A 24,993-nucleotide genomic window follows, 5' to 3' on the forward strand; every position below is an offset into this window, starting at 1 on the left:
CACTTGACAAGGAGCAAGCATGCGACGCAGGTTCACCCTTCCCGCACTGACCGTCGCCGCGGTCAGTGGATCCCTCCTCGTGGCCGCTTCCCCGGCGTCCGCGCACGGTTACATCTCATCCCCGCCCAGCCGTCAGGCCAACTGCGCGAGCGGCGCGGTCTCCGGCTGCGGTGACATCGTCTACGAGCCGCAGAGCGTGGAGGCCCCCAAGGGGTCCACCCAGTGCAACGGCGGCACCAGCCGGTTCACCGTCCTCAACGACACCTCGAAGAGCTGGCCGGCCGCGAACGTCGGCAGCAGCGTCACCTTCAACTGGGTGCTGACCGCCCGCCACGCCACCTCGACGTGGGAGTACTTCATCGGCAACAAGCTGGTGGCGTCCTTCAACGACAACGGCGCGCAGCCGGGGGCGACCAAGTCGCACACGGTGAACTTCGCCGGCTACACCGGACGGCAGACCGTGCTGGCCCGGTGGAACATCGCCGACACGATCAACGCGTTCTACTCGTGCGTGGACCTGAACTTCGGCGGGGTCACCAACCCGACGCCGACGCCCACCACCCCGACGCCGACACCCACCACGCCGTCCCCGACCCCGACGACCAGCCCCACGCCGACCCCGACGCCGACCCAGACGACCAACCCGGGCTCGACGACGTGGGCGGCCGGCACCGCGTACAAGGTGGGTGACCGGGTCACCTACAACGGCGCCACCTACCAGTGCCGGCAGGCGCACACCGCGCTGGCCGGCTGGGAGCCCCCGTACGTCGCGGCGCTGTGGACCGCCGTCTAGCAGGAACGGGCGGCCCGGCGTGCCGGGCCGCCCTCACCCTCCTGCTGCTCTGTCTGCTGGCTGCCTGCGGCTCGCCGGCCCCGGTCGAGGAGAAGGCGTTCAACGACACCGACGTGATGTTCCTGCAGATGGGGCTGGCGCAGATCACCGAGGGCGACCGGGTCGCCGAGATCGCCGAGGGCCGGGCGGCCAACCCGGAGATCCGCGCGGTCGCCACCGAGCTGCGCGGGCAGTGGCGCACCGAGCGGGAGACGATGACGGGCTGGCTCGGCCAGTGGCAACGGCCGCTCGAGGCGGACCCGTCGGCCGGGCTGCATGCCGGGCACGGCGATCTGCACTCGCTGCGCGAGGAGGACTTCGAGGGCCTGGCGAAGTTCGCGGGCGCCGAGTTCGACCGGGCCGCGGTGGCACTGCTGCTCGGCAACCTGCACAACGCCATGGAGACCATCCGGATGGAGGCGGGCGGTGGCTCGTACCCCCAAGCGGTTGATCTTGCCAAACGCATGACGGAGTCGCGGCAGGGCCAGATCCAGCGGCTTCTCGCGCTGGCCGCGGGCTGAAAATCAATAGCGACGATTGGGTACGGTCGGCGCATGCCCGAACTGATCGCGCCGACCGCTGCCCTGCACGCCTCCTGGATCGAGTCCCGTGACGAGTGGGGTCGTGGCGTCCACCAGGACGGCTCGGGCCTGCGCGAGACCGACGAGGTGGACTCGCCGGACGGGTTCGCGGCGTGGGTGGCCAGGCTGACCGACGCGGAGAAGCAGGCGCCCGAGGGCTGGGTGCGCTGCTCGTTCCGCTGGATCGTCGAGGACGGCCGCTATCTGGGCGCGATCGCCCTGCGCCACGAGCTCAACGACTTCCTGCGGGAGGCGGCCGGTCACATCGGTTACGGCCTGCGCCCGTCGGCCCGCGGTCACGGCCTGGCCGCCTGGGCGCTCGCTGAGACGCTGCCTGATGCCCGCGCGCTGGGCCTGACCCGGGTGATGCTGACCTGCGACGTGAGCAACATCGGCTCGGCCCGCACGATCGAGCGCAACGGCGGTGTCCTGGAGGACGTCCGGGACACCGAGATCGGCACCGTGAAGCGTTACTGGATCACGCTGTAGCCAGCGGCCCGGCGGGCAGCGCCGCGACCGTGTCACGCAGCTCGCCGAGCATCGCGGCGACCAGCGGGTCGGCACGCCGGCGCCGGGCGGTCGCGACGCCGACGTAGCGGCACGGGCCGGGCGGGGTGAGCCGGGCCGCGGTGAGCCCGGACGCATCGGTGGTGAGCGCCACCTCGGGGATCATCGAGATGCCCACACCGGCCCGGACCAGCGACTGGGCGAACTGGTAGTCGGTGCCCCGGCACGCGGTGATCACCTCGTAGCCGGCCATCGCCGCGTAGTGCTCCAGCATGTCGCCGACCGACAGGCAGCCCTGCACCCAGCGCTCGCCGGCGAGCTCGGCGATGGCCACCTCGGTGCGCCCGGAGTGCCGGTGCCCGGCCGGCATCACGATCCACATCGGGTCGTCCTGAAGTGGGGTGAAGTCGAGTCCGGACGGGACGGCCGGCGGGCCGTCGAAGTGGTAGACGAGCGCGAGGTCGGCCGCGCCGGACCGGACCAGCGCCAGGCTCTCCTCCGGCTCGGACTCGATGACGGTCAGCTCGACCTCGGGCCGGGCGGTGGTGAACCGGGTCAGCGCGTGCGGCAGGATCCGCTGGCCGCCGCTGGTGAAGGTGGCCACCGTGAGCCGCTCGGCGCCGACCGTGGCCAGCCGGGCGATCTCCCGCTCGGCGGTGGCCAGCTCGGCCGCGATGGCGGCGGCGGTCTCGGTGAGCACCCGGCCCGCGTCGGTCAGCTCCACGCCGCGGGTGCTGCGCCGGACCACCGGGGTGCCGACGGTCCGCTCCAGGGCGCTGATCTGCTGGGACACCGCGGACGGGGTGAGCCGCAGCTCAGCGGCGGCGCGGTTGAAGCTGCCCTGCCGGGCGACCTCGGTGAGGACCTGGAGACGACGCGGATCGATCATCAGTTTTCCTTAACACGGCATCAGTAAGTACCCGCTTCCGCTTACTACCGTACGGCCTCAGGCTGAGGGGGTGAATCGTCTCGCCTGGTCGTTGTTCGTGCTCTGCTCGGTCCTCTGGGGCCTGCCGTACTTCCTCATCAAGATCGCCATCGAGGACCTGTCCCCGGTGCTCGTGGTGGCCGGCCGCACCGCCATCGCGGCCGCCGTGCTGATCCCGATCGCCCTGATGCGCGGGACGCTGCGGGCGCTGCGCGGCCGGGGCCGGGCGATCGCCCTGATCGCGGCGGTGCACATCATCGTCCCGTTCCTGCTGATCACCTACGGCGAGCAGCACATCACGTCGTCGCTGACCGGCATCCTGATCGCGGTCGAGCCGGTGCTGATCGCGTTGCTGCTGGCCCGGACCGAGCCGCTGAGCCCGGGCCGGGTCCTCGGCCTGGTGCTGGGCTTCGCCGGGGTGGTGGTCCTGGTCGGCGTCGACCTCTCCGGCGACCGGTACGGCCTGCTCGGCGCGGCCATGGTGCTGGCCGCCGCGGTCAGTTACGCGGTCGCCACGATCCTGGTCCAGCGCAAGGCCGCCGACCTGCCGCCGGAGGCGCTGACCGTGGGCACCACGGTGACCACCACGATCGTGCTGGCCCCGGCCGCTCTGGCCAGCCTGCCGCAGGAGCCGGTCAGCGCCCGGTCGTGGGGCGCTCTCGCGGTCCTCGGGGTGCTCTGCACGGCGGTGGCCCTGCTCGCCTTCTACCGCCTGATCGCGCTGGCCGGGCCGAACCGGGCCGGGCTCATCACCTACGTCAACCCGGTGGTGGCGGTGCTGCTGGGCGTGGCGCTGCTGGACGAGCCGATCGGGGCGGGCACGATCGGCGGCTTCGCGCTGGTGGTGGCGGGCTGCTGGTTCTGCACCCGGCCGGCTGCGCGGCGGACCGCCGAGAAGGTGCTCGAACCGTCGCTCTGAACAGCTTATTTATGGGAAACCTAAGGAAATGTTGCGGCCTGGTGAGGAAAACTTCCAGTTAACTCACAGGCTGGCGACAGCTCCGACCCCTTGGCTGCACAGACTTTTTGCGAAATCTTTGCCAAGTCATCAAGATCGAGGGGATGACCTGGAGAAGAGGAGCGAAATGACAGCGCTGGGACACTCGGACCGCCCGATCTTCGTCGTCGGCTGTCCCCGTTCCGGTACGACGATGCTGCAGCTCATGCTCCACGCGCATCCGCGTATCGCGCTGCCCCCGGAGACCCGGTTCCTGCTGGCCGCGTACCAGAAACGCGCCGAGTTCGGCGACCTGACGAACCAGGCCCAGCGGCACGAGCTGGCCCGGTTCATCGTTGAATCGTCACAGTTCGATGACCTGGGCCTGGACGCCGACGAGACGACCGAGGCGATCGTGGCCGGCCCGCCCACCCTGGGCTCGGCGTTCGGCATCGTCTTCCGGATGTACTCGGCCCGGTTCGGCAAACCCCGCTGGGGCGACAAGCGGCCGCTGTACCTGCGGCATCTGCCGACCATCCTGCGGCTGTTCCCGGACGCGCAGATCATCAACATCATGCGGGACGGGCGGGACTGCGTGGCGTCGCTCAAGGAGACGCCGTGGAAACCGTCCGAGTTCGACACGCTCATCGACTACTGGGCGCAGTCGGCGGACGCGTCGCTGCTGGCCGCCCGCCGCTACCCGAAGGACGTGTACCACCAGGTCCGGTACGAGGACCTGGTCGCCGACCCGGAACCGCACCTGCGGAGGATGTGCGAGTTCCTCGGTGAGGACTACGACCCGGCGATGAGCGCGCCGAACAAGCTGGCCTCGGTCGCCGTGCCGGAGTACAAGACCTGGCACACGCTGACCCATCAGGCGCCGACCACCGAGCGGATCGAGAGCTGGCGGACCCGGCTCACCGCGGAGGAGCTGGCCCGGTGCGAGACGATCTTCGGGGACCGGCTGGCCAAGTTCGGTTACGAGCCGTCGGTGCCGGTCGCGCGCAGCGCCCGGATGCGGTCGGACGCCAAGCTGATCGCCCGCCACCGGCTCGGCCCGGCCCGGCAGGCGGCCCGCAACCTGTGGACCCAGATCCGCTCGTCCGAGGCCGCCGAGCCGCCGGTGGCCGCGCTGCTGACCAAGGGCCAGCTCAAGGGACGCTAGCTCACCAGGCGGCGCTCCCACGCCCACGCGGCGATCTCCACCCGGTTCCGGGTGCCCAGCTTGGCGTGGATGCTGCCGAGATGGGTCTTCACGGTGCCGACCGAGATGAACAGCTCGGCGGCGATCTCCGCGTTGGTCTGGCCGCGGGCGGTCAGGCGGACCACCTCCAGCTCCCTGGGGGACAGGCCGCCGTCACCGCCCGTGGGCGCCGGCGCGGACAGGTGCTGGAGCAGCCGCACCGTGATCGACGGGCTGATCAGCGCGTCCCCGGAGGCGGCCGCGCGCACCGCCTCGACCAGCAACGCCGGGCCGGAGTCCTTCAGCAGGAACCCGGCCGCGCCGCCGAGCAGCGCCTGATGCACGTACTCGTCGAGGTCGAAGGTGGTCACCACGACCACCTTCACCGGGTCCGCCACGTCCGGTCCGGCCAGCAGGCGCAGCGCCTGGAGGCCGTCCATCCGCGGCATCCGGATGTCCATCAGCGCCACATCCGGCTTCAGCCGGCGGGCCTCGGCGACCGCGTCCACCCCGTCGGCTGCCTCGCCGACCACCTCCATGTCCGGCTGCGCGCCGATGATCATGCCGAAGCCGGTGCGGACCATCGCCTGGTCGTCGGCGATCAGAACCCGGATCAAGAATTGCTCCATTCCAGCGGCAGCACCGCGTCGACGATCCAGCCGCCGCCGACGCCCGGGCCCGCCGTGATCCGCCCGCCCACGGCGCGGACCCGTTCGGCGAGGCCGACGAGACCGTACCCCGGGCGTTCCCGCACGGTCGGCGTGCGGGCGGCGGGCCCGTCGTTTCTCACCCGGACCATCAACTGCAAGGGGGTACGGGTGATCCACACGTCCACCGACGAGGCCTCCCGGGCGTGCTGGCGGACGTTCGTCAGCGCCTCCATCACCACCCGGTAGGCCGACGTCGACACCTCCACCGGCATCCCGGCCAGCTCCCCGTCCACGTGCAGTCGCGCCGACGGGCCGCCGGCCGCGTCGAACTGCCCGACCAGCGTCTCCAGGTCCGACACCCCGGACACCGGGGCCAGCGGCGCGTCGGGTTTCGACTCCGGATCGCGCAGCACGCCGACCATCCGCCGCATCGACGCCATCGTCTCCGCCCCGGCCTGCTCGATCTGCTCCAGCGCCAGCAGCACCCGCTGCGGATCCTGCTCGGCGATGAACCGGGCCCCCTGCGCCTGCACCACGATCCCGGTCACGTGGTGGGCGATGAAGTCGTGCAGGTCACGGGCGAACTCGGTGCGCTGCTCGGCCCGGATCGCGTCGACCGCCCGCTGCCGGTTGCCCTCCAGCGTGCGCAGGTAGATGCCGATGCCGATGGCGGCCGCCCCGGCCAGCGCCTGGATCAGCCCGAACGTGATGACGATGCTCTCCGACCCGGCCCGCAAGGGCATGCCGCCGACCGCCATCAGCACCACCGCCACCGCCGGGAACGCCCAGTCGGCCCGGCCCCGGCGGGACACCACCATCAGCACCCCGAGCAGCGCCGACGACTCGGCCAGCCCCCACAGTTCGTTGTACTCGGCGTGGTCGTAGAGCACCGCGGTCAGGAACATCGAGTGCAGGCCGAGCGCGATCGCGGCCCGCGGCAGCGCGGTCGAGCCCTGCTTGTGCGCGGGTAGCCAGACCACGGCCGCGGCGATCGCCGCGCCCACCCGCCACAGCGTCATCGTCACGCTGTCCGAGCCCAGGCCGCCGCGCAGGTCGAGGATGCCGAGCAGGGCCAGCGCCCCCAGGGCGGCGAGCTGACCCATCCGGAGCAGGGCGAGGTTAATCATCGTGACCCAGCGTAGGCGGACCCGGGGCGGTCCCCATCGGCCGAAAGTAAGACCCGGCTCCCCGACAGCGGGCGGATGTGGGGCAACGTATCGATCGGCCAATATCCGTCACGTCAGATTCTTCGACGAGCTTGGAGCTCACATGCAGAGGCAGTCCTCACCCGTGACGGATCGCGACAGCCTGGCGGCGGTCGCGGCCGTGGACCTGGTGAAGGTGTACGGCGCCGGCGACACCGCGGTCCGCGCGCTCGACGGGGTCACCGTGGGCTTCGAGCGCGGCCGGTTCACCGCGATCATGGGACCGTCCGGGTCCGGCAAGTCCACGCTGATGCACTGCCTCGCCGGGCTGGACACCGCCACCTCCGGCCAGGTGCTGCTCGGCGGCACCGACCTGACGAAACAGCCGGACAAGGTGCTCACCAAGGCCCGCCGCGAACGGATCGGCTTCGTCTTCCAGTCGTTCAACCTGCTGCCGCAGCTCACCGCGGCCGCCAACATCACCCTCCCGCTCGACCTGGCCGGCCGTAAGCCCGACACCGCGTTCCAGGACAAGCTGATCGGCACGCTCGGCCTGTCCGGGCGGCTCGGGCACCTGCCCGCCGAGCTCTCCGGCGGCCAGCAGCAGCGGGTCGCCCTGGCCCGGGCGCTGGTCTCCCGGCCCGAGGTGGTCTTCGCCGACGAGCCGACCGGCAACCTCGACTCCCGGTCCGGCGCCGAGGTCCTCGCCCTGCTCCGCGACTCGGCCCGCGAACTCGGCCAGACGATCGTGATGGTCACCCACGACCCGGGCGCCGCCGCGTACGCCGACCGGGTCGTCATGCTCGCCGACGGCCGGCTCGCCGGGGAGATCCACCAGCCGGACATCGCCGCCGTCACCGACGCCCTGCAGAGCCTGGCGGCCGGCCGGTGAATCCCGTCCTGCGCACCCAGCTCGCCGGAGTCGGCAAACGCCCGGCCCGGCTGCTGCTCACCGGGCTGGCCGTGCTCGTCGCCTCGTTCGTCGTCTACGCCACCGTCCTCGCCCAGCAGATCACCGAGCGCAGCGTCCTCAACGGGCTCAGCGGCACCCCGGAAGCGGTCGACCTGGTCGTCCAGAACGGCTCGATCAAGAAGTCCGACCTGGACACGATCAGCAAGCTGCCCGGGGTCGCCGAGGCGGTGCCGCGTACCTCGATCGGGGTCCGGATGCCGGCCGGCGACCTGGTGATCGCCACCGACCCGGGCAGCGGGCCGCTGAGCACCGTGAAACTCACCGAGGGCCGCTACCCGGCGGCGGCCGGCGAGATCGCGGTCACCCCGCGCACCGTCGAGCGGATGGCGCTGACCGTCGGCTCGAAACACACCGTCTCGCCCGGCGGCGACGCGAAACCGGTCACCCTCACCGTGGTCGGGGTGGTGCAGCCGCGCGACGACATCGGCTTCCTGTCGTACGGGCTGCTGCCCACCGCGAGCCTGGCCGGCTACGACTGGATCGAGCGCGTCGACATCCGCCTCGACTCCGGCGCGGACGCGACGGCCGTACGGCAGGAGATCTCCTCGCGGATCCGGGGCGAGAGCCCGCCCGAGGTGGCCACCGGCGCCGACACCCGCCTCGCCGAGGCCCGCGAGGCCGCCGAGCAGGTCGACCAGGTCTTCATCGTGGTCAAGGTGTTCGTCGCGGTCGCCGTGATGGCGGCCGGCCTGATCGCCGCGTCCACGTTCCGGATCGTCTTCGCCCAGCGGATGCGGCAGCTCGCCCTGCTCCGCGCGGTCGGCGCCGGCCGGGGCACGATGGCCCGGGCGCTCGCCGCCGAGGGCGCGCTCACCGGCCTGGTCGTCGGCGTCACCGGGGTGCTCGCCGCCCTCGCCGTCGGCCACCTGATCCCGCCCGCGCTGTCGGCGTTCGGTTTCGAGGTGTCGAGCCCCGGCTTCCCGCTGGCCGAGGCGGCCGGAACCGTCGCGCTGGCCGTGCTGATCACGGTCGTCGCGGTGCTCGCCCCGGCGCTGTCCGCGGCCCGGGTCGCCCCGCTGGAGGCGCTGCGGTCGGCCTCCACCACCGGCGCCAAGCAGGGCGTCGGCCGGCTCCGGGCGGTCACCGGCATCCTGCTGGCGCTGGCCGCCGCCGGTGTCGCCTACCAGGTCTGGACCGGGCTGCCGAAGACCCCCGACGACGAGGTCGACGCGCAGAACCTGCTGCTCGGCATCGTCGCCTCCGGTGGCCTGGCGTTCGTCGCCCTGATCACCCTCGGCCCGGTACTGGTCCGCCCGGTCCTGACGCTCGCCGGGTGGCCGCTGCGCCGACTCGGCCCGGTCGGCCGGCTCGCCGTCGGCGGCGTCGGCGGCAGCGCCCGCCGGGCCGCGGCCGTCTCGGTGGTGGTCGCGCTCGGCGTCACCCTGCTCACCGGGGTGCTGGTCTGCGGCGACTCGATCCGGGTGCTCGCCGAACGGGAGACGATCGCGGCCGCCCCGGCCGACTTCGAGCTCAAGGGCAACACCGGAACCGTCCTGAACGACGACGTCGCCGAACGCGCCCGGCAGAGCACCGAGCTGACCCGGGTCACCCCCTACCGGTGGGCCGCCGGGATCACCATCGGCGACTTCCAGGACGCCGGCGCCACCGACGTGTCGATGACCGCGCTGCCCCGCCTGGCCGGGCTCGACACGGTCTCCGGCGACGTCACCGACCTCGCCCCCGGCAAGGCGATCATCGCGGGATACCTCGCCGAGAACGCCGGGGTCACCACCGGCGGGCAGATCACCCTCAAACGGGAGGGCAAGGAGGTACGCCTGACCGTCGCCGCAGTGCTCGGCGGCCAGACGCCGTTGCACACCGAGGCCCTGCTCGACCCGTCCGACCTGACGAAGCTCGGTGTGCCGGCCGCGCCGACCGGGGTCCTCGCCGACGCCGCCGGCGCCGGGGAGGAGGGCCGCACCGCGGGTCTCCAGGCGCTGCGGGCGGCCGCCAGCGCCCAGCCGGACATCAGCGTCGAGGTCCTCGCCGACCAGCGCGACCAGATCAACGACGCGCTGGCCACCCTGATGGTGATCGCGCTGGCCCTGATCGGGCTGACCGTCCTGATCGCGATCGTCGGCGTCGGCGCCACCACGGCGCTGTCGGTCGTCGAACGGGTCCGCGAATCCGGCCTGCTCCGTGCGGTCGGGATGTCCCGCGGCGGACTGCACGCCATGCTCACCACCGAGTCCGCCCTGTACGGCGTGATCGGCGCGGTGCTCGGGCTCGTCCTCGGTGTCCCGTACGCCTGGCTCGCGGTCGCCGCCCTCGCCAACGACGCGCCGCTCACCTTCCCGGTGTGGCAGCTCGTCGCGGTCTTCCTGGTTCTGGTCGCGCTGACGGCGCTGGCCGGTGTCCTGCCGGCCCGCCGCGCGGCCCGGGTGAGCCCGGTGACCGCCCTCGGCACCGACTGACCGCCGCCGCCCGTCCCGGCCCGCCGACCACTTCCGGTCGGCGGGCCGGCGTCGGGGTGTTGCCGATTGCACATCTCGTTTCGCCTATGTGGGACGGGACGGGGACGGATCGTCCGGTAGGTTCTCCGCCGCAAGTGAATCTTTCTCAGCGCGGGGGACACGCGGATGCGGCGCAAGCTGGCGATCGGTATCGGCACGGCGGTCGCCGTGCTCGCAGCGGGCGGCGGCGTGGCCGTCCTGACCTGGCCGTCCGGTTCGGCGCCGGCCGAGGCCGCCCCGCCCGCGGCGCCCACCGAGGTGCCGCCCGACCCGGCCGCGCAGCCGCCGCGCATCCGCACCGCGCTGAGCAGCCTCGACCTGACCGTGGCCGGCGGGGAGAAGCAGCGGGACACCGAGCGGTTCAGCCTGCTCGGCGTGAGCTGGTCGGATCCGTCGGCCGAGCCGGACGGCACAATCGAGGTCCGTACCCGGGCCGTGAAGTCCGGCAAGTGGTCCGGCTGGCAGAAGCTGGAGAGGGCGGACACCGGCCCGGACGCCGCCGAGGCCGCCACCCCGGGCCGCCGGGGCGCGACCGAGCCGCTGTGGGCCGGCCCGTCCGACGGCGTCGCGGTCCGGATCGGCGGCAAGGCAGGCCTGACGAAGGGCCTGCGGCTGGACCTGATCGACCCGGGAACGGAGAGCAGCGGCCGGGGCGGTGGCGAGCCGTCGCCGAGCGGGCCCGCTGAGCCGTCGCCGTCCGCGTCGCCGAGCGAGTCCGGGAGCACCCCGGCCGAGGAGCCGATCGAGGGTGACGGCCCGGTCGACGAGACGGTGGAGGAGCCGCCGGCCGAGGCGCCCGCGGTCGTCGAGGAGCAGGCCCCGGCCGTCGTCGAGGAGGACCCGGACGCCGGGGTCGACTCGGTGGTCCAGGAGGTCGCGCCGGCCGTGGCCGCGGTGGCGAGCGAGCCGACCGTCGCCCCCACCTCGACCGCGCCGGTGAAGGCGCAGTTCCCGACCTACTACACCCGTACCGCGTGGAGCGCCGACGAGACGATCGTCGGGAGCGTCACCGACGCCAAGGTGGTCAACGCGGTCTGGGTGCACCACACCGGCACCACGAACGACTACGACTGCACGGACTCGGCGGCCATCGTGCGGTCGATCCAGAGCAACGACGTGAAGGTCAAGGGCCTGTCCGACCTGGGTTACAACTACATGGTCGACAAGTGCGGGCGGCTGTTCGAGGGCCGGCGCGGCGGCGTGGAGAACGCGATCGTCCCGGCCGCCACGGTCGGTTTCAACACCGGTTACGCCGCGATCGCGGTGATCGGCAACTACGAGACGGCCGCGTCGACCGCCGCCATCGAGACGATCATCGCCCAGGTCGCCGCGGCCCGCCTCGGCAAGTACGGCTTCAACCCGGCCGCCCAGGGCACGTTCACCGCCGGCGTGGCCAACGACAAGCTCGCCCAGGGCACGAAGATCACCGTGCCCCGGCTGTCCGGCCACCGCGACGCCGACGCCACCGCCTGCCCGGGCGCCAACCTGTACGCGAAGCTGGCCGACATCCGCGCGAAGTCGCAGCTGATGGTGACCGGCCTGGCGCTGACCTCGGTGACCGGCGGCGGCTACACCGGCGGCGCGTACTTCGTGAAGACCGCGGCGAAACTGGCCTGGAGCACCGCGACCCCGTCGGCTGACCTCGCCCGTTTCGAGATCCTCGTCGACAACACGGTGAAAGCCACCCTGGCCGGTGACGCCCGCGCGGCCACGGTGGCGGTCCCGGCCGGCGGCCACGGTGTCACGGTCCGGGCCGTGCACACCTCCGGCAGCACCGCCCGGGTCGGCGTGACGATCTACGGCGACACCACGGCCCCTGCCTACCGCGCCGCGCTGCCGCTGAACCTGCTCACCGGCACCTACAGCGCGTCGGCGGTGCCGGTGCGGCTGGGCCTGACCGGAACCGACAACCTGAAGTTCGCCGGATACACCGTGACCAGCCCGCGCGCGGCGACGCTGGGCCCGGTCGCGAGCTGGTCCACCACGGTCAAGCCCGGCACCTCCAGCTGGAACATCACCGCCCGCGACGTGGCCGGCAACACCCGCGCCGCGTGGATGTCGCGCAGTGTGGTGCTGTCCGCCGAGACCGCCGCCAAGAAGTCCGGCACCTGGTCGAAGCGGACCGGCAGCTCGTACCTGGGCGGGAAGGCTCTCGCCGCGACCGGCAAGAACGCCAAGCTGACCTGGACGTTCACCGGACGGTCGGCGGCGCTGCTGTTCTCCCGCGGATCCAAGACCGGCAAGGTGTACGTCTACCTGGACGGCAAGAAGGTCGCGACCATCGACACCCGCTCGGCCGGCACGAAGTACCGCCAGGCGCTGTGGGTGTCGTCGACCACGGTGAAGAAGCACACCGTCGCGATCGTGGTGGCGGGCACGTCCGGCCGCCCGACCGTGGTGTCCGACGGGCTGGCGTACATCCGCTGAGGTCTCAGCCCGAACGGCGTGGACCGCCACGCCGTTCGGGCCCGGCGTGCTCCGATGTGGCCGGCAGCGTGAACCAGAACGTCGCGCCCCGGCCCTCCCCGCTCTCCGCCCAGATCTCCCCGCCGTGCCGCTCGACGGCCCGGTGCACGGTGGTCAGGCCGATGCCGGTGCCGGGGAAGTCGCGGGCGTCGTGCAGCCGGGCGAACGGCCGGAACAGCTGCCCGGCCTGTTCCGGCGGGAACCCGGCGCCGTTGTCGCGCACGTAGAACCGCCCGGCGTCGGCGCCGACCTCGACGACCGGGCCGTCCACTTTGCGGGTGAACTTCACCGCGTTGTTGATCAGGTTCTCCAGGATCACCCGGACCAGGCCCTCGTCGGCGTCGGCGGTCATCTGCTCCCGTACCGTGAAGGTCACCTGCCGCTCGGGGTCGCGGGCCGCGACCTCGCCGATCACCTGGCGGGCCGTCGCCGTCATGTCGAAATGTTCCCGCCGCAGCTCGCCGCGGCTGGCCCGGGCCAGGATGAGAAGCGATTCGACCAGGTCGGCCATCCGCATCGCGGCCGCATGCATCCGGGTCAGCCGGTAGCGGGTCTTCTCGCCGAGCGGCTCCTCGTCCTCCTCCAGCATGTGCTCGGCGAAACTGCTGATCACCTGGAGCGGGCCGCGCAGGTCGTGCGACACCGAGCCGGAGAACGCCTCCAGCTCCCGGTTGCGCCACTCCAGCTCCTCGACCATCGCCGCCCGCGCCTCGGCGAGTTGCCGGGCCGACCGCTCCTCGGCGGCGTCCAGCTCGCGGCGCATCAGCTCCTCACGGATGCGGCGCGCCTCGTCGTGCGACTGTTTGCGGCGGATCTGCGCGCGTACGTGCACCCGCAGCCCCTCCGGAACATCGGTGTCGCGCACGTAGTCGTCGGCGCCGGCCGCCAGGCAGTCCAGCATCCGTTCCTCCGGGCCGGTCATCACCAGCGGCAGCTCGCCGACCTGCGGCACCTCCCGCAGTTGCCGGCAGTCGTCACGGGCCCGGCCGGCGTCGCCGTCGAGGTCGATCACGATGCAGTCGACGGGCTGGGCGGCGAGCAGGTCGAGGGCGTCGTCGATGCCGGTGGCGTGCACGACGTCGTACCCGTCGGCGCGCAGGGCCTCGGCCCACCTGTCGAGTTCGGCGCGATCCGGGCCGACGGTGAGCACCTTGCCGGCGCCGTGCATGCCGCCGAGCGCCTCGATCGGCAGCTGTTCGGCGCTCTGCCGCAGCACCGCCGCCAGTTTCGCCAGCACCACCGCCAGGTCCTGCTGCTTGCGCACGAACGCGTCGGCGCCGGCGTCCAGCATCTGCATCTCGGTGGCGTAGTCGTCGGCCGCGGTCATCAGCAGGCAGGGGGTGTCGCGCAGCGCCGGGTCGAGCCGGATCCGGCGGATCACGGTGGCGCCGTCGATGCCGGGCATCACCCCGTCGACGATCACCGCGTTCGGCCGGCGGTCGGCGGCCATCCGCAGGCCCTCCTCGCCACCGGACGCGGTCAGCACCGCGTAGCCCTCCGGTTCGAGCAGCTCCCGCAGCTGCTCCCGGAACGTCATGCTGTCGTCGATGACCAGGATGGTGGTGCGGTCCGCGGCCCGGTCCGGCGTCTCCCCGAGCAATTGGCGGGTACGGGCCACCACGTACCCGGCGTCGTAGGGTTTGCCGACGTACTCGTCGGCGCCGATCCGCAGCCCGGCCAGCCGGTCGGTGACCTCGCTCTCGCTGGACAGCAGCATCGTCACCACCCCGTCCCGGCCGGGTGTGCCGAGCAGTTCGGTGAGCAGTTCCAGGCCGTCGGCGTCGGGCAGCAGCACGTCCAGCACGGCCGCCTGGAAACTGGCGCCGGTGAACGCGCTGCGCGCCTCGGCGCCGGTCGCGCACAGGATGGTCGCGAACCCGTCGTCGGAGAACGCCTCGTGCAGGTCCATCCGTACGGTCAGGCTGTCGTCGACGATCAGCACGGTCGGGGTCATCGGCGGACCGCCGTCGGATGCAGCTCGCCGAGCCGGGCCGCGATCCGGGCCGGCGGCAGCACGTGCCGGGCCGCCCCGAGCAGCGCCGCCTCCCGCGGCATCCCGTAGACGGTGCAGCTGTGCTCGTCCTGGGCGAACGTGACCGCGCCCCGGTTGCGCATCTGCAGCAGCCCGGCCGCGCCGTCCCGGCCCATCCCGGTGAGCAGGCAGCCGGCGGCGCTCGGCCCGAAGTCGTCGGCGACCGACTCGAACAGCACGTCCACCGACGGCCGGCAGGAGTGCCGGGGCGGGCCCGCGCTGAGCCGCATCAGCCCGTCCCGGACGAACAGGTGCCGGTCCGGCGGGGCGAGCAGGATCTGCCCGGCGGCCCGGTTGACCGGGGCGCCGTCCTTGGCGTAGCGCACGTCGCGGCGGGTCTGCCCGGCCAGCCAGTCGGAGAACGCCTCGGCGAACTGTTCGCTGGCCGCGATGTGCTGCACCGCCAGAACGGGTGTCGGGAAACTCGGCGGCAGGCCGCGGATCAGTTCGGTGAGCGCGGCCGGCCCGCCCGTGGAGGCGCCCACCACGACCACGGCCAGGCCACCCGGCGGGACGGGCACCGGCACCGGCATCGGCGCGGCCGGGGCCGGCGGCAGGTCCCGGCGGCCCAGCCGGGCCCGTGGATGGGTGATCACCCGGATCCGGGCGACGATCCGCAGCGACGTCCGCAGCCGGAACGCCCAGTCCACGTCGGAGTCGTCGCCGCGCGGCTTCTCCATCACGTCCACCGCCCCCGCGGCCAGGGCGTTGTATGTGCTGAACAGCTCCTCCCGGTCGGCCGACGACACCACCAGGATCGGGGTCGGGTGCTCGGCCATGATCTGCTCGGTCGCGGCCAGCCCGCTGATCCCGGGCAGCATCATGTCCATCGTGATCACGTCGGGCCGTAGCCGGGCGACCATCTGCACGGCCCGTTCCCCGTCCACGGCCTCACCGACGATCTCCAGTTGCGGGTCGGGTTGCAGCGCCTCGCGCAGGTGGTGCCGCATGGTCGCGGAGTCCTCCACGATCAGGACCCGGGTCGTCACGAGCGGACCACCAGACGCCTGATGTGATCGAGCAGCTGCTCCTGGTCGAACTCGCCCTTCACCACGTAGGCGCTGGCCCCGGCCGCGCGCCCGCGGTCCCGGTCGGCGGCGCTGGCCCGCGAGCTGACCAGGATCGCCGGGACGGCTGCGAGTTTCGGGTCGGCGCGGGTCCGTTCGACGAAGGTGAACCCGTCGATGCCGGGCATGTCGATGTCGGTGAGGAACAGGCCGTACCGCCCGGCGCCGGCCTTCTCCAGGCCCTCCTCGCCGGAGGCGGCCAGGTCGACCTGGTACCCGGCCGACTCCAGGATGCTGCGTTCCAGCATCCGGGTGGTCAGCGAGTCGTCGACGACCAGGATCGGCAGCGGCTCGGCGGTGGCGGCGGGCAGCGGCCGGGCGCCCTGGTGGCTGCGCAGCACCTCCTCGGACAGCCCGACCGGGTCCAGCACCAGCCGCGGGTTGCCGTCCGCGTCGACGGCGACGCTGCCGATCACCGGCGACGCCGGGGCGAGGTCCGGCAGCGGGCGGGCGACCAGGGCGGACGTCCCGGCGAGCCGTTCCACGCCGATGGCGAAGACCCCGTCCGGGCCGTTCACCACGACGGCCGCGCCGATGCCCGGCGAGTCGGGCACGGTCGACCCGGCGTAGAGGGCCTCGGCCAGCGGCAGGAACGGGGCCGCGGTGTCCTCGTGGATCAGGCGCCCGCTGGCGACGGCGGCCGCGGCCTCGCCGGCGCCGAGGCGCACACACGCCCGGACGGCGTCCAGCGGCAGGGTGGCCACGGTGCCGCCGGCCTCGACGATCAGGCCGGTCATCGCCAGCAGGGCCAGCGGGATGACCAGTTCCACCGTGGCGCCGCGGCCGGGTGTGCTGCGTACCGTCACCTCGCCCTGGAGCTGGGCGGCGACCTCACGGACGGCGTCCATCCCGATGCCGCGGCCGGCCACCTCGGTCACCGACGGCGACGTGCTGATGCCACCCTGCAGAACCAGCCGCAGCAGATCGTCGATGTCCGGCGGCGGGCCGCCGGCCGGCAGCAGACCACGGGCCTCAGCGGTACGCCGTAACGCGTCCAGATCGAAGCCGCGCCCGTCGTCGAGGCACCGGAACACCGCGAACCGCCCCCGCCGTTCGACCTCGACGGTGATCGTCCCCTCGGCCGGTTTACCGGCCGCGAGCCGCACGTCCTCGGGTTCGATCCCGTGTGCCACGGCGTTGCGGACCACGTGCAGGAACGCCCCGCTGACCGGACCGAGCAGGTGCGCGCCCATCCGGATCCCGCCGCCCCGCGCGGCGAACCGCACCCGCCGTCCCTCGGCGTCGGCGGCGTCCCGGACGGCCCGGCGCAGCGCGGTGAACACCGAGCTGACCGGCACCAGCCGCAGCCCCTCGGCCTTGGCCCGGACGTCGTCGAGCTCCCGTTCGATCTGGTCGACGGCGTCGGTGAACCGGCGGGCGGCCGAACCGAGCTCCCCGGCGAGCCGTTCGGCGGCGGTCCGGACGGTCCCGGTGGTGGTGCTCCGGCCCAGGCGCAGCTGGTCGGCGAGGCTCTCGGCGGACCGGTGCAGGCGCTCCACGGTGGCGCACCCGGCGCGCAGCGGGGCCATCCGGGTGTTGGTCTCGCCGATCGCGTCCAGCAGTTCGTCGAGGTCCTGGGTGGAGGCCCGCTGGGTGGCCGGCTCGGGCTCCCGCACGGCGGCCGGGGCCGGTTCCGCCGCTGCCGGCGAGGGGTCGGCTGCTGGCGGCGGGGCCGGGTTCTCCATCGCCGCCACGAAGGAGGTGATCTCGTCGTTGAGGCGCAGCAGCTCGCGCATCTCGTCGGCGGCCAGCGCGCTCTCCCCGGCCCGGTGCGGGACCAGCACCTCCTCGAACGCGTGCGCCCGGTCGGCGATGTCCTTCTGCTTGACCACCCGCGCCGCGCCCTTGAGCGTGTGCGCGAACCGGAGCAGCTTCGCGACCACCTCCGGCCCGGACCGCTGATCCAGGTCGAGCACCCCGGCGCTGATCTGGTCGGCCAGCTCACGCGCCTCGATCCGGAAGTAGCGGAGCGGATCCCTGCTCTCGGCCATCAGTGGCGCCCGGTACCGACCATTTCCAGCAGGTCACTGGAGAGGGTGCTGAGGTGGGTGGCGGTCTGTTTGGTCTGGACGGCGCTGGCCTCGGTCTCCCGGGACACCCGGGCGGTGTCCGAGGCGGCGATGTTGACCTGCTCGACCGCGGTGGTCTGCTGTTTGGTGGACAGCTCGATCTCGCGGGTGGCGTCGTTCGTGGTGGACACCAGCTGCACGATCTCCCGGAACGAGTTGGTGGCGTCGTCGAACTGCCGGGCCCCGGCGTCGACCGCCTTCGCGCCGATCTCGGTGGCCATCACCGTGGTGTTGACCGCGCCCCGGACGTCCTCGATGAGCGCCCGGATCTCCTTGGCCGACGCCGCGGTCCGGTCGGCCAGCTTGCGGATCTCCTCGGCCACCACCGCGAACCGCCGCCCCCACTCGCCGGCGCCGCTGGCCTCGATGGTGGCGTTGATGGCCAGGATGTTGGTCTGCTCGGCCAGCTCCGACACCAGGTCCACGACCAGGCCGATCTGCTGCGACTTCTCACCCAGCGCGAGCATGTGCTGGACGATCTGGTCGACCTGGGAGCGGATCGTGCCGATCGACGTGCGGGTCTGGTCGATGGTCGCGTCACCGGCGCGGGCGGCGGCCTCGGTCTCCTCGGCGATCTTCGAGACCCGCTGGGCGGTGTCCGCGATCTGCCGGGAGGTGATCAGCAGCTCGCTGATCGTCGTGGTGATCTCGCTCATCGCGCTGGCCTGGTCCCGGCCGCCGTTGACCTGCTGCGCGGCGGCCGCCTCGAGCTGGGCCGACGAGCTCTGGATGTGCCCGACCGCGGTGCCCACCTCGCGCTTCAGGTCGCGGCTCAGCCGCATCGCGACCAGCACGGCGCTGATCGTGGTGAGCGCGCCCAGACTGATGACCAGCACGATCGCCTGAGTGGCCCGGGTCGACGACGCCTGCCTGCTCTCGGCGACGTCGGCCCGAACCAGCGCGACCAGCTCGGCGAGTGCCTTGCGCAGCTCCTCGCGAACCGGCACCACCCGCAGATCGTTCTGCCGGTTGATCTCGTCGATGTCATTGGTCTGCGTGCGCAGGGTCATCATCTCGGCCGTCAGCGCCGCGTGCCTGTCGTCGATGGCGCTGATGTCGTCCAGTTTCTGTCTCGACTCCGGGTCGGCGGTCCCCTTGGCCATCTCCCCGAGCAGCTTGCGGAACTCCTGATGGCTCTGCTCGGTCAGCTGGGCCGCCTGCGCGGCCTTGTTCAGCAGGTAGGCCCGGTAGTCGGCGATGCGCATCTCCATCAGCCGGCTCAGGTTCTCCGCGCTGCTCAGGTCGTCGGTCGCCGACGCGATGGTGGCGTCCTTGGACTTCACCACGAACGTCAGCCCGACCACCGACGTCACGATGGTGAGCAGGGTCAGCGTGACGGTGATGCCGACACCGATCGCCAGTTTCCCGCCGTAGGTACGCCCGGCCATCATCGGATCTCCTCGGGGACGGGCCGGTGTCCGGCCAGCTGGTGTACGAGCTCGCGGGTGGCCGGCACGTCCACGATCGGCCGGTCGCCGTCGTCGAGCCGGACCATGCCGTGCAGGCAGCCCGGCCGGCCGCCACCGTCGATCACGTCGGTGGCGGGGACCCGCAGATGCCGGTCCAGTTCGTGGAAGGCGAACGCCAGGGGCGGGGCGCCGGTGGTGAGCAGCAGCCAGCGGGGCCGCTGCGGCACCGGATGGCCGAGCAGCGCGGCCAGGTCGTAGACCGGCACCACGACGCCGGCGTAACCGGCCACCCCGAGCAGTGCCCGGACCGTGGTGGGCAGCGGGGTCACCGGACGGTCCGGATGCACACCGGACGCCTGGTCCAGCCGGATGGCGTACGGGCGCTCGCCCGCCCGTACCGCCAGAAGCTCGATGTTCTCGCCGTCGAAGACGCGGGCCGGGTCGGCGAAGGACCTGTCGAAGTCCGCCCGCAGCCGGGCCACCCGCTCGGCCACGGTCGTCGCCCGGGTCATCGGCGGACCCCGCACGCGTCGAGTTCGGTGCGGCACAGCGTGGTCAGCGCGAGCCGCCCGAACCCGCCGCCGAACTGCACGATCCGTTCCTCGTGCTCACCGGTCAGCAGCTCCAGCGCGGCGGCCAGGTGGTCGGCGGCGCCCCGGTCGTCGCCGCGCCGGCGGGCGAGCAGGCCCATCCGCAGCCGGGGCATCGCGAACTGCGGATCCAGGTACGCCGCCAGCCGGTACTGCCCGACCGCCAGTTCCGCGCAGTCCAGTTCGTGGCAGACGCCGAGCAGGTGGTGGGCGTCGGCCTGTGGCCCGCCGGCGTGCAGCAGCCGGTTCGTGGTGTCCCGGGCCTCGTCGACCCGTCCCAGCTGGGCGAGCAGCACGCCCCTGGTCAGCGAGTCGGCGCTGCCGGCCAGGTCGAGCGCCTCGGCGAACCTGTCGTCGCGCATCAGCCCCAGCACCCGCTGCTGGTCGCCCCGGCCGGCGGACGGCCGCGACGCCGGCGGCGGGGGAGCGGCCGGAACCCGCCGCGGCGGATGGGCCGGGGCCTCCTCGCGGGCCGGGGCCACGGCCCGCCGCTGGTAGTAGACGGTGCCGTTGGCGTGGCAGACGTCCAGGCCGTCCGGACGGCTGCCGAGCGAGTCGGTGTGCCCGAGGAAGAGGAACCCCTGTTCGGTCAGGGCCCGGGTCATCCGGCGGATCAGCTCGGCCGCGACGTCGGCGGTCAGGTACATCAGCAGGTTCCGGCAGAAGATCACGTCGTAGCGGGCCGGATGCCACAGCTGCGGGTCGTCGCCGGCCACGTTGTGCTCGACGAACCGGACCGTGCCGGTCACCTCGTCGGCCACCCGGAAACCGTCCTCGGCAGGCCGGAACCAGCGGCGGCGCACGTCCTCCGGGGTGTCCCGCAGCGACCAGGACGAGTAGACCGCGCCCCGGGCCCGGCGCAGCACCTCCCGGTTGGCGTCGACCCCGGTCACCGTCACGATCCAGTCCGGTCCCGGCCGGGCCCGGATCGCCGCGATGGCCAGCGAGTACGCCTCCTCCCCGGACGAGCAGCCGACCGACAGCAGCCGCAGCACCCGCTGCCCGGCCCGCGCCTCGATCAGCTCCGGCAGCACCCGTTCGCGCAGCACCCGGAACTGCTCCTCGTGCCGGAAGAAGTACGTCTCGGTGATGCTCAGCGCGCTCGCCAGCTCGGCCACCTCGGCGGTCCACCGGCGCCCGGACAGCCGGTCCAGGTACTCGCGCTCGGTCAGCCCGTGCGCGCGGGCCCGGGCCGTCAGCACCTCGGCCGTCTGCCCCAGGTCGTTGTCGGCGAACGTCCAGCCCAGGCGTCGCTGGAGCAGCTCCCGGAACCGGGTCAGCGACGCCGCCGCGATCATGACGGGGCCTCCGATGGCGTGCCACCGGCGGCCTCCCACACCTCGTCGGGCACCGCGGCGATGCTGTGCAGCAGCAGCAGCGGTTCCGTCCCGACCGTGCCGACGGCCGCGATCAGGGCCTTGGAGACTCCGGTGAACAGCGCGGCGGGCCCCTCCGGCGGCTCCACCTCGATGTCGCGGACGCCGAGCACCGGGCCGGTGGCGCAGGCGACCGGGCCGCGGCCGGCGCGGACCGCCACGTACCTGTCGACGGGCGCCTCGACCCCGGTCAGCAGCCTGGTCATGTCGATCACCGGAGCCGGGGCGCCGCGCAGGATGGTCAGCCCGCGCACGTAGGACGGGGTGCCGGCGAGCGGCCTGGTCTGCAGCGGGCGCATGGTCTCGATGACCTCGCCGAGGGGCAGCGCGCAGTAGAGCGGCCCGGCCCGGAAGACAAGCGCGGCGACTCCGGCGTCCAGCGCCGGAGTCAGCACACCGCCCGGCAGCCCCCCCACGGCCTCAGGCTAGCCACCGGTTTGCGAGCTTCGCTCGCTTTCAAACATTCCCGGCGTACGCCGCCCGCATCCCGTCTGACCTGGCCCTTTCGTGTTTTCCCGCAGGTCCGGCGTCCCGTTTCCCGGGTCCGGCCGACCGGTTCTGGGCCGGTCGGCTGGACCGGTCGTCCGGGAGCCGGCTGCCCCGGCGCGTGGCCGCCCTTCCGCGCGCCGGGACAGCCTGTTCAGGGGGCGCCGTCGCGCCCGGTGAACCGCAGCGGCAACGGCGCACCGCCCTGCTGGGGAGCGGTGTTCCCGGCCCACGGCACACCCTCGTGCCCCCGCGGCTGGACCGGTGGCCGCCCGGCCACCGGCAGGTCCCGGACGATCCGCTCGGTGACCGGGTCCGCGGAGAGGTGCCGCCGGCCCTGCTGCGGAGGGCGCGGCGCCACCGGCGGTGTGTCCCGGATGATCCGTTCGGTGATCGGCTCCCCGGCGGGCGGCTCTCCGGCGTCCGGCTGGGCCCGGGGTGGCTCTCTGGCGTCCGGCTGCGCGCGGGGTGGCTCTCCGGCGTCCGGCTGCGCGCGGGGTGGCTGGTAAGCCGGCCACAACCGGGGCGCCCGGCCCGCCGCCAGGTCCTCGACCCAGCCGAACGCGACCACCGCCACCCCGGTGAGCAGGAACGTCATCGCCAGGGTGACCGGGCCCTCCAGCCGGCCCAGGTCGTCGTGCCCGGTGAACTCCAGCACCGGCCAGATCGCCGCGATCGCGATGTTGTGCCAGAGGTAGATGGTGACGGCCCGCCCGTTGAGCAGGCTGACCAGCCGGTCCAGCGGCCGGATCGCGGCGAACCGGGTCATGTCCGGCTGCCAGCGCAGCACCAGCAGCACGAACGCCAGCGACCAGAGCGCCTGCGACTCGGACACGTCGTTCAGGTCCCACGCGTCCTCGCCCTGATGCCCGGCCTGCCAGAACAGGGCGGCCGCGCCGAGCCCGACCGCGCCCCAGAAGGCGATGGCCGGGTGCAGCCGGGCCAGCCGGCCGTCCCGGTGCGCGAACCCGACGATCCAGCAGGCGCCGTAGGTGACCAGGTCCCACATCGCCGAGTCGGCCGCGTCCGGCAGCGTGAAACCGGTCTTGTCGAGCACGACGATGCCGGCGATCGGCAGCGCCACCAGCGCCCAGCCGGCCCGCTTCCACAGCGCGTACAGCAGCGGCGTGAGCAGCACGAACCACAGGTAGGCGCGGATGTACCAGAGCGGCTCCCACGCGTCGACGGCGCCGGCGCTGCCGGGCGGGTCGGCCAGCGGCAGCACCCAGAAGACCAACCGGGCCGGCTGCGCCGTCCAGCCCGTGGTGATCATGGCCGGGACGACGACCGCGCCGAGCAGCCACAGTGGAGGCAGCAGGCGGCGCAGCCGGGACAGCACCACCGGGCCGGCCGGCCGGCGGTCCAGGGACGCGGCCGTCAGCGACCCGGCCACCGCGAACATGACACCCATCGCCGGCAGCGCGAGCGACAGCCACGCCCACCCGAAATGGTGATAGACGACGACCCGGACGATCGCCGCGGCACGGAGCGTGTCCAGGTATCGGTTGCGCACCGCGAAACCGTAGCGACGGCGAACCTACGGCCGGGACCACCGGAGGGGCGAGGAGATCGGACTGAGTGGATTACCCCGATAGACGGAAGAACGCCGGAATCCTGTGCGGCTGTGCGACATGCCTGATCCGGGTTCCGTTCCGTTTCCGCTGGCCGGGCCGTTGGTCATCTCTGGGCGGCCCGGAACGGCCGGGCTGTCGTAGCGGAGGGATCGACGGTGGACATGCGTGGACCTGCGGTGGGACTCGGGCTGGCTGGGGCGGCGCTGGTGGTCTGCGGGTGGGCCACCCAGGCGCTCGCGTACGCGCCTCCGGGCACTCCGGACGTCGCCCCGTCCGGGCGGCCGCCGGTGTCCGGATGGGGCGACGCGCCGTTGCGGGAGAAGCCGCCCCGATGGTCCGAACCGGAGCTTCCGTCCGGCCGGGCCGCCGCCGGGGCCGACCCGATCGTCGCGTCCCGGACCGCGATCACCGCCGCGTCGGCCGCGCCCGGCCCGCAGTCGCCGGTGCAGCAGCAGGTCCTGGCGCTGGTCAACCAGGAGCGCAGGGAGGCCGGCTGTGACCCGATCACCCTGGACCGGCGGCTGATCCAGGCCGCCAACCGGCACGCCTCGGACATGGCCCGGCGCGGCTACTTCGACCACGAGTCCCCGGCCGGGGAGAAGGCCGGCAGCCGGGTGACCGGCGCCGGGTACCCGTGGCGGCGGTACGGCGAGAACATCGCCAAGGGGCAGGACAGCCCGTACCGGGTGATGGCCGACTGGATGAAGAGCCCCGGCCACCGGGAGAACATCCTGGACTGCCGGCTCGGCCAGATGGGGGTCGGGCTGGCGCTGGCCGCCGACGACACGCCCTACTGGGTTCAGGATTTCGCCACTCCCCGTAGCTGAATCACCTCAACCCGGTGGCTCCGGATGCCGATGGCATACCGGTTTCGTGTCACCGGCCGTCCCCGTACTCCACAGGGGGGGCTGGCTGTGCTTCTATGTGCGGACATCACTCCTGGGGAGGAACGTTGGCAAGGGGACGGGTTTCCGCTCGCCTCGCCAGTACGGCCATGGCCGTACTGGTCGGCAGCGGTCTCGGCGCTTTCGCGCTGACGCCGGCGAGCGCCGGTGCGTCCGCGCCGGTGACCGCGGCCGTGACCACCACGGTGGTCACCAAGGCGGCCGCCGCGTCGTGCGCGACCGGCAAGTACCAGAAGCAGGTCGAGGGCTACCTCAAGCAGCTGGGCGGATACGGCACGGTGACGGTCGACGGCAAGCAGTCGCCCGCCGACTGCGCCGCGATCATCAAGTTCCAGAAGCGGTTCGGCATCCAGCCGGCCAAGGGCCTGGCCGGCCCGACCACCTTCGACGTCGCCAAGCGACTGGCGTCGACGAAGACGGCGGCCTGCAAGGCCAAGAAGAAGGGCATCACCTTCTGCGTCGATCTGACCAACCAGACGACGTGGGTGATGAAGAACGGCGCGGTGTACGTCAAGCCGACCGTCACCCGCACCGGGTACAAGGGTTACCGGACCCCGGCGGGCACCTTCACGATCAACAAGCGGACGAAGAAGGAGTGGTCCGACCCGTACGAGGTGTGGCTGCCGTACTGGCAGCGCTTCATCGGCGGCCGGGGCTTCCACCAGACCACGACCTACATCCACGACAAGTGGCGCGGGTCGCACGGCTGCGTGAACCTCCTTCAGCAGGACGCCCAGAAGTACTGGAGCATCGGCAAGATCGGCATGACCGTGAAGGTCTTCGGCCGCCGCCCCGGCACCTGATCGTCGCGTGACACCACAGCGGGCCGT

The 24,993-nt window shown here is 72.8% G+C and carries 21 protein-coding genes; 10 read left to right on the forward strand and 11 right to left on the reverse strand.

The window, feature by feature from the left end; genetic code table 11:
- The first annotated feature begins 19 nt into the window (after positions 1-19).
- The 3 genes from AB0E94_RS10385 to AB0E94_RS10395 are packed head-to-tail and all read left to right on the forward strand — an operon-like array spanning position 20 to position 1,902.
- Entirely contained in the window at positions 20-793 is a 774-nt protein-coding gene (locus AB0E94_RS10385; protein WP_360324746.1) for a lytic polysaccharide monooxygenase, read from the forward strand.
- Entirely contained in the window at positions 778-1,353 is a 576-nt protein-coding gene (locus AB0E94_RS10390; protein WP_360324749.1) for a DUF305 domain-containing protein, read from the forward strand. The genes AB0E94_RS10385 and AB0E94_RS10390 overlap by 16 nt, the downstream gene beginning before the upstream one ends.
- A 33-nt stretch (positions 1,354-1,386) precedes the next feature.
- Positions 1,387-1,902, forward strand: coding sequence for a GNAT family N-acetyltransferase (locus AB0E94_RS10395; RefSeq protein ID WP_360324752.1), 516 nt, complete (start codon positions 1,387-1,389; stop codon positions 1,900-1,902).
- Here AB0E94_RS10395 and AB0E94_RS10400 read toward each other — a convergent pair.
- Positions 1,892-2,809, reverse strand: coding sequence for a LysR family transcriptional regulator (locus AB0E94_RS10400; RefSeq protein WP_360324754.1), 918 nt, complete (start codon positions 2,807-2,809; stop codon positions 1,892-1,894). The two genes, AB0E94_RS10395 and AB0E94_RS10400, sit on opposite strands and share 11 nt — an antisense overlap.
- 70 nt (positions 2,810-2,879) lie before the next feature.
- On the opposite strand from AB0E94_RS10400, the gene AB0E94_RS10405 reads away from it, so the two are divergent.
- Complete coding sequence (locus AB0E94_RS10405) at positions 2,880-3,767, forward strand: DMT family transporter (protein WP_360324756.1); 888 nt, start codon at positions 2,880-2,882, stop codon at positions 3,765-3,767.
- A 166-nt stretch (positions 3,768-3,933) separates the two neighbouring features.
- Positions 3,934-4,950 (forward strand): sulfotransferase, encoded by a 1,017-nt coding sequence (locus AB0E94_RS10410; RefSeq protein ID WP_360324759.1) that lies wholly within the window; start codon positions 3,934-3,936, stop codon positions 4,948-4,950.
- On the opposite strand, the gene AB0E94_RS10415 is transcribed toward AB0E94_RS10410, so the two are convergent.
- Both AB0E94_RS10415 and AB0E94_RS10420 read right to left on the reverse strand, forming a co-directional pair.
- Positions 4,947-5,585: a response regulator transcription factor gene (locus tag AB0E94_RS10415; protein ID WP_360324762.1), complete on the reverse strand. Its 639-nt coding sequence runs from the start codon at positions 5,583-5,585 to the stop codon at positions 4,947-4,949. The genes AB0E94_RS10410 and AB0E94_RS10415 overlap by 4 nt on opposite strands.
- Positions 5,582-6,745: a histidine kinase gene (locus tag AB0E94_RS10420; RefSeq protein WP_360324765.1), complete on the reverse strand. Its 1,164-nt coding sequence runs from the start codon at positions 6,743-6,745 to the stop codon at positions 5,582-5,584. The genes AB0E94_RS10415 and AB0E94_RS10420 overlap by 4 nt, the downstream gene beginning before the upstream one ends.
- 142 nt (positions 6,746-6,887) lie before the next feature.
- On the opposite strand from AB0E94_RS10420, the gene AB0E94_RS10425 reads away from it, so the two are divergent.
- The 3 genes from AB0E94_RS10425 to AB0E94_RS10435 all read left to right on the forward strand — a co-directional run bounded on the left by AB0E94_RS10425 (position 6,888) and on the right by AB0E94_RS10435 (position 12,616).
- The gene (locus AB0E94_RS10425; protein ID WP_360324768.1) at positions 6,888-7,655 is read left to right on the forward strand and encodes an ABC transporter ATP-binding protein; all 768 of its coding nucleotides are present in this window, start codon (positions 6,888-6,890) and stop codon (positions 7,653-7,655) included.
- Complete coding sequence (locus tag AB0E94_RS10430) at positions 7,652-10,150, forward strand: ABC transporter permease (RefSeq protein ID WP_360324771.1); 2,499 nt, start codon at positions 7,652-7,654, stop codon at positions 10,148-10,150. The genes AB0E94_RS10425 and AB0E94_RS10430 overlap by 4 nt, the downstream gene beginning before the upstream one ends.
- 165 nt (positions 10,151-10,315) lie before the next feature.
- On the forward strand, positions 10,316-12,616 hold the full coding sequence (locus AB0E94_RS10435; RefSeq protein ID WP_360324774.1) for an N-acetylmuramoyl-L-alanine amidase: 2,301 nt from the start codon (positions 10,316-10,318) through the stop codon (positions 12,614-12,616).
- A 4-nt stretch (positions 12,617-12,620) separates the two neighbouring features.
- Here the strand turns inward: AB0E94_RS10435 and AB0E94_RS10440 are convergent, their stop codons facing one another.
- The 8 genes from AB0E94_RS10440 to AB0E94_RS10475 form a co-directional block, all read right to left on the reverse strand.
- Positions 12,621-14,609: a response regulator gene (locus AB0E94_RS10440; RefSeq protein ID WP_360324777.1), complete on the reverse strand. Its 1,989-nt coding sequence runs from the start codon at positions 14,607-14,609 to the stop codon at positions 12,621-12,623.
- A complete protein-coding gene (cheB, locus tag AB0E94_RS10445; RefSeq protein ID WP_360324780.1) occupies positions 14,606-15,676 on the reverse strand; it encodes a chemotaxis-specific protein-glutamate methyltransferase CheB in 1,071 nt (356 codons plus the stop codon). The genes AB0E94_RS10440 and cheB overlap by 4 nt, the downstream gene beginning before the upstream one ends.
- A complete protein-coding gene (locus AB0E94_RS10450) occupies positions 15,673-17,745 on the reverse strand; it encodes a response regulator (RefSeq protein WP_360324783.1) in 2,073 nt (690 codons plus the stop codon). Before AB0E94_RS10450 ends, cheB begins: the two co-directional genes overlap by 4 nt.
- On the reverse strand, positions 17,745-19,214 hold the full coding sequence (locus tag AB0E94_RS10455; RefSeq protein WP_360324786.1) for a methyl-accepting chemotaxis protein: 1,470 nt from the start codon (positions 19,212-19,214) through the stop codon (positions 17,745-17,747). Before AB0E94_RS10455 ends, AB0E94_RS10450 begins: the two co-directional genes overlap by 1 nt.
- The gene (locus AB0E94_RS10460) at positions 19,211-19,744 is read right to left on the reverse strand and encodes a chemotaxis protein CheW (protein WP_360324789.1); all 534 of its coding nucleotides are present in this window, start codon (positions 19,742-19,744) and stop codon (positions 19,211-19,213) included. Before AB0E94_RS10460 ends, AB0E94_RS10455 begins: the two co-directional genes overlap by 4 nt.
- On the reverse strand, positions 19,741-21,120 hold the full coding sequence (locus tag AB0E94_RS10465) for a CheR family methyltransferase (RefSeq protein WP_360324792.1): 1,380 nt from the start codon (positions 21,118-21,120) through the stop codon (positions 19,741-19,743). Before AB0E94_RS10465 ends, AB0E94_RS10460 begins: the two co-directional genes overlap by 4 nt.
- Positions 21,117-21,614: a chemotaxis protein CheW gene (locus tag AB0E94_RS10470; protein ID WP_360324795.1), complete on the reverse strand. Its 498-nt coding sequence runs from the start codon at positions 21,612-21,614 to the stop codon at positions 21,117-21,119. The genes AB0E94_RS10465 and AB0E94_RS10470 overlap by 4 nt, the downstream gene beginning before the upstream one ends.
- A 224-nt stretch (positions 21,615-21,838) precedes the next feature.
- Entirely contained in the window at positions 21,839-23,197 is a 1,359-nt protein-coding gene (locus AB0E94_RS10475) for an acyltransferase family protein (protein ID WP_360324798.1), read from the reverse strand.
- A 222-nt stretch (positions 23,198-23,419) separates the two neighbouring features.
- On the opposite strand from AB0E94_RS10475, the gene AB0E94_RS10480 reads away from it, so the two are divergent.
- Entirely contained in the window at positions 23,420-24,085 is a 666-nt protein-coding gene (locus tag AB0E94_RS10480; RefSeq protein ID WP_360324801.1) for a CAP domain-containing protein, read from the forward strand.
- Positions 24,086-24,252: 167 nt separating this feature from the next.
- Positions 24,253-24,966, forward strand: a complete 714-nt coding sequence (locus AB0E94_RS10485; RefSeq protein WP_360324804.1) for a L,D-transpeptidase family protein — start codon at positions 24,253-24,255, stop codon at positions 24,964-24,966.
- The last annotated feature ends 27 nt before the right edge of the window (positions 24,967-24,993 follow it).

Source organism: Actinoplanes sp. NPDC026670 (genome assembly GCF_040638175.1).
In the GTDB taxonomy this organism is placed as follows: domain Bacteria; phylum Actinomycetota; class Actinomycetes; order Mycobacteriales; family Micromonosporaceae; genus Actinoplanes.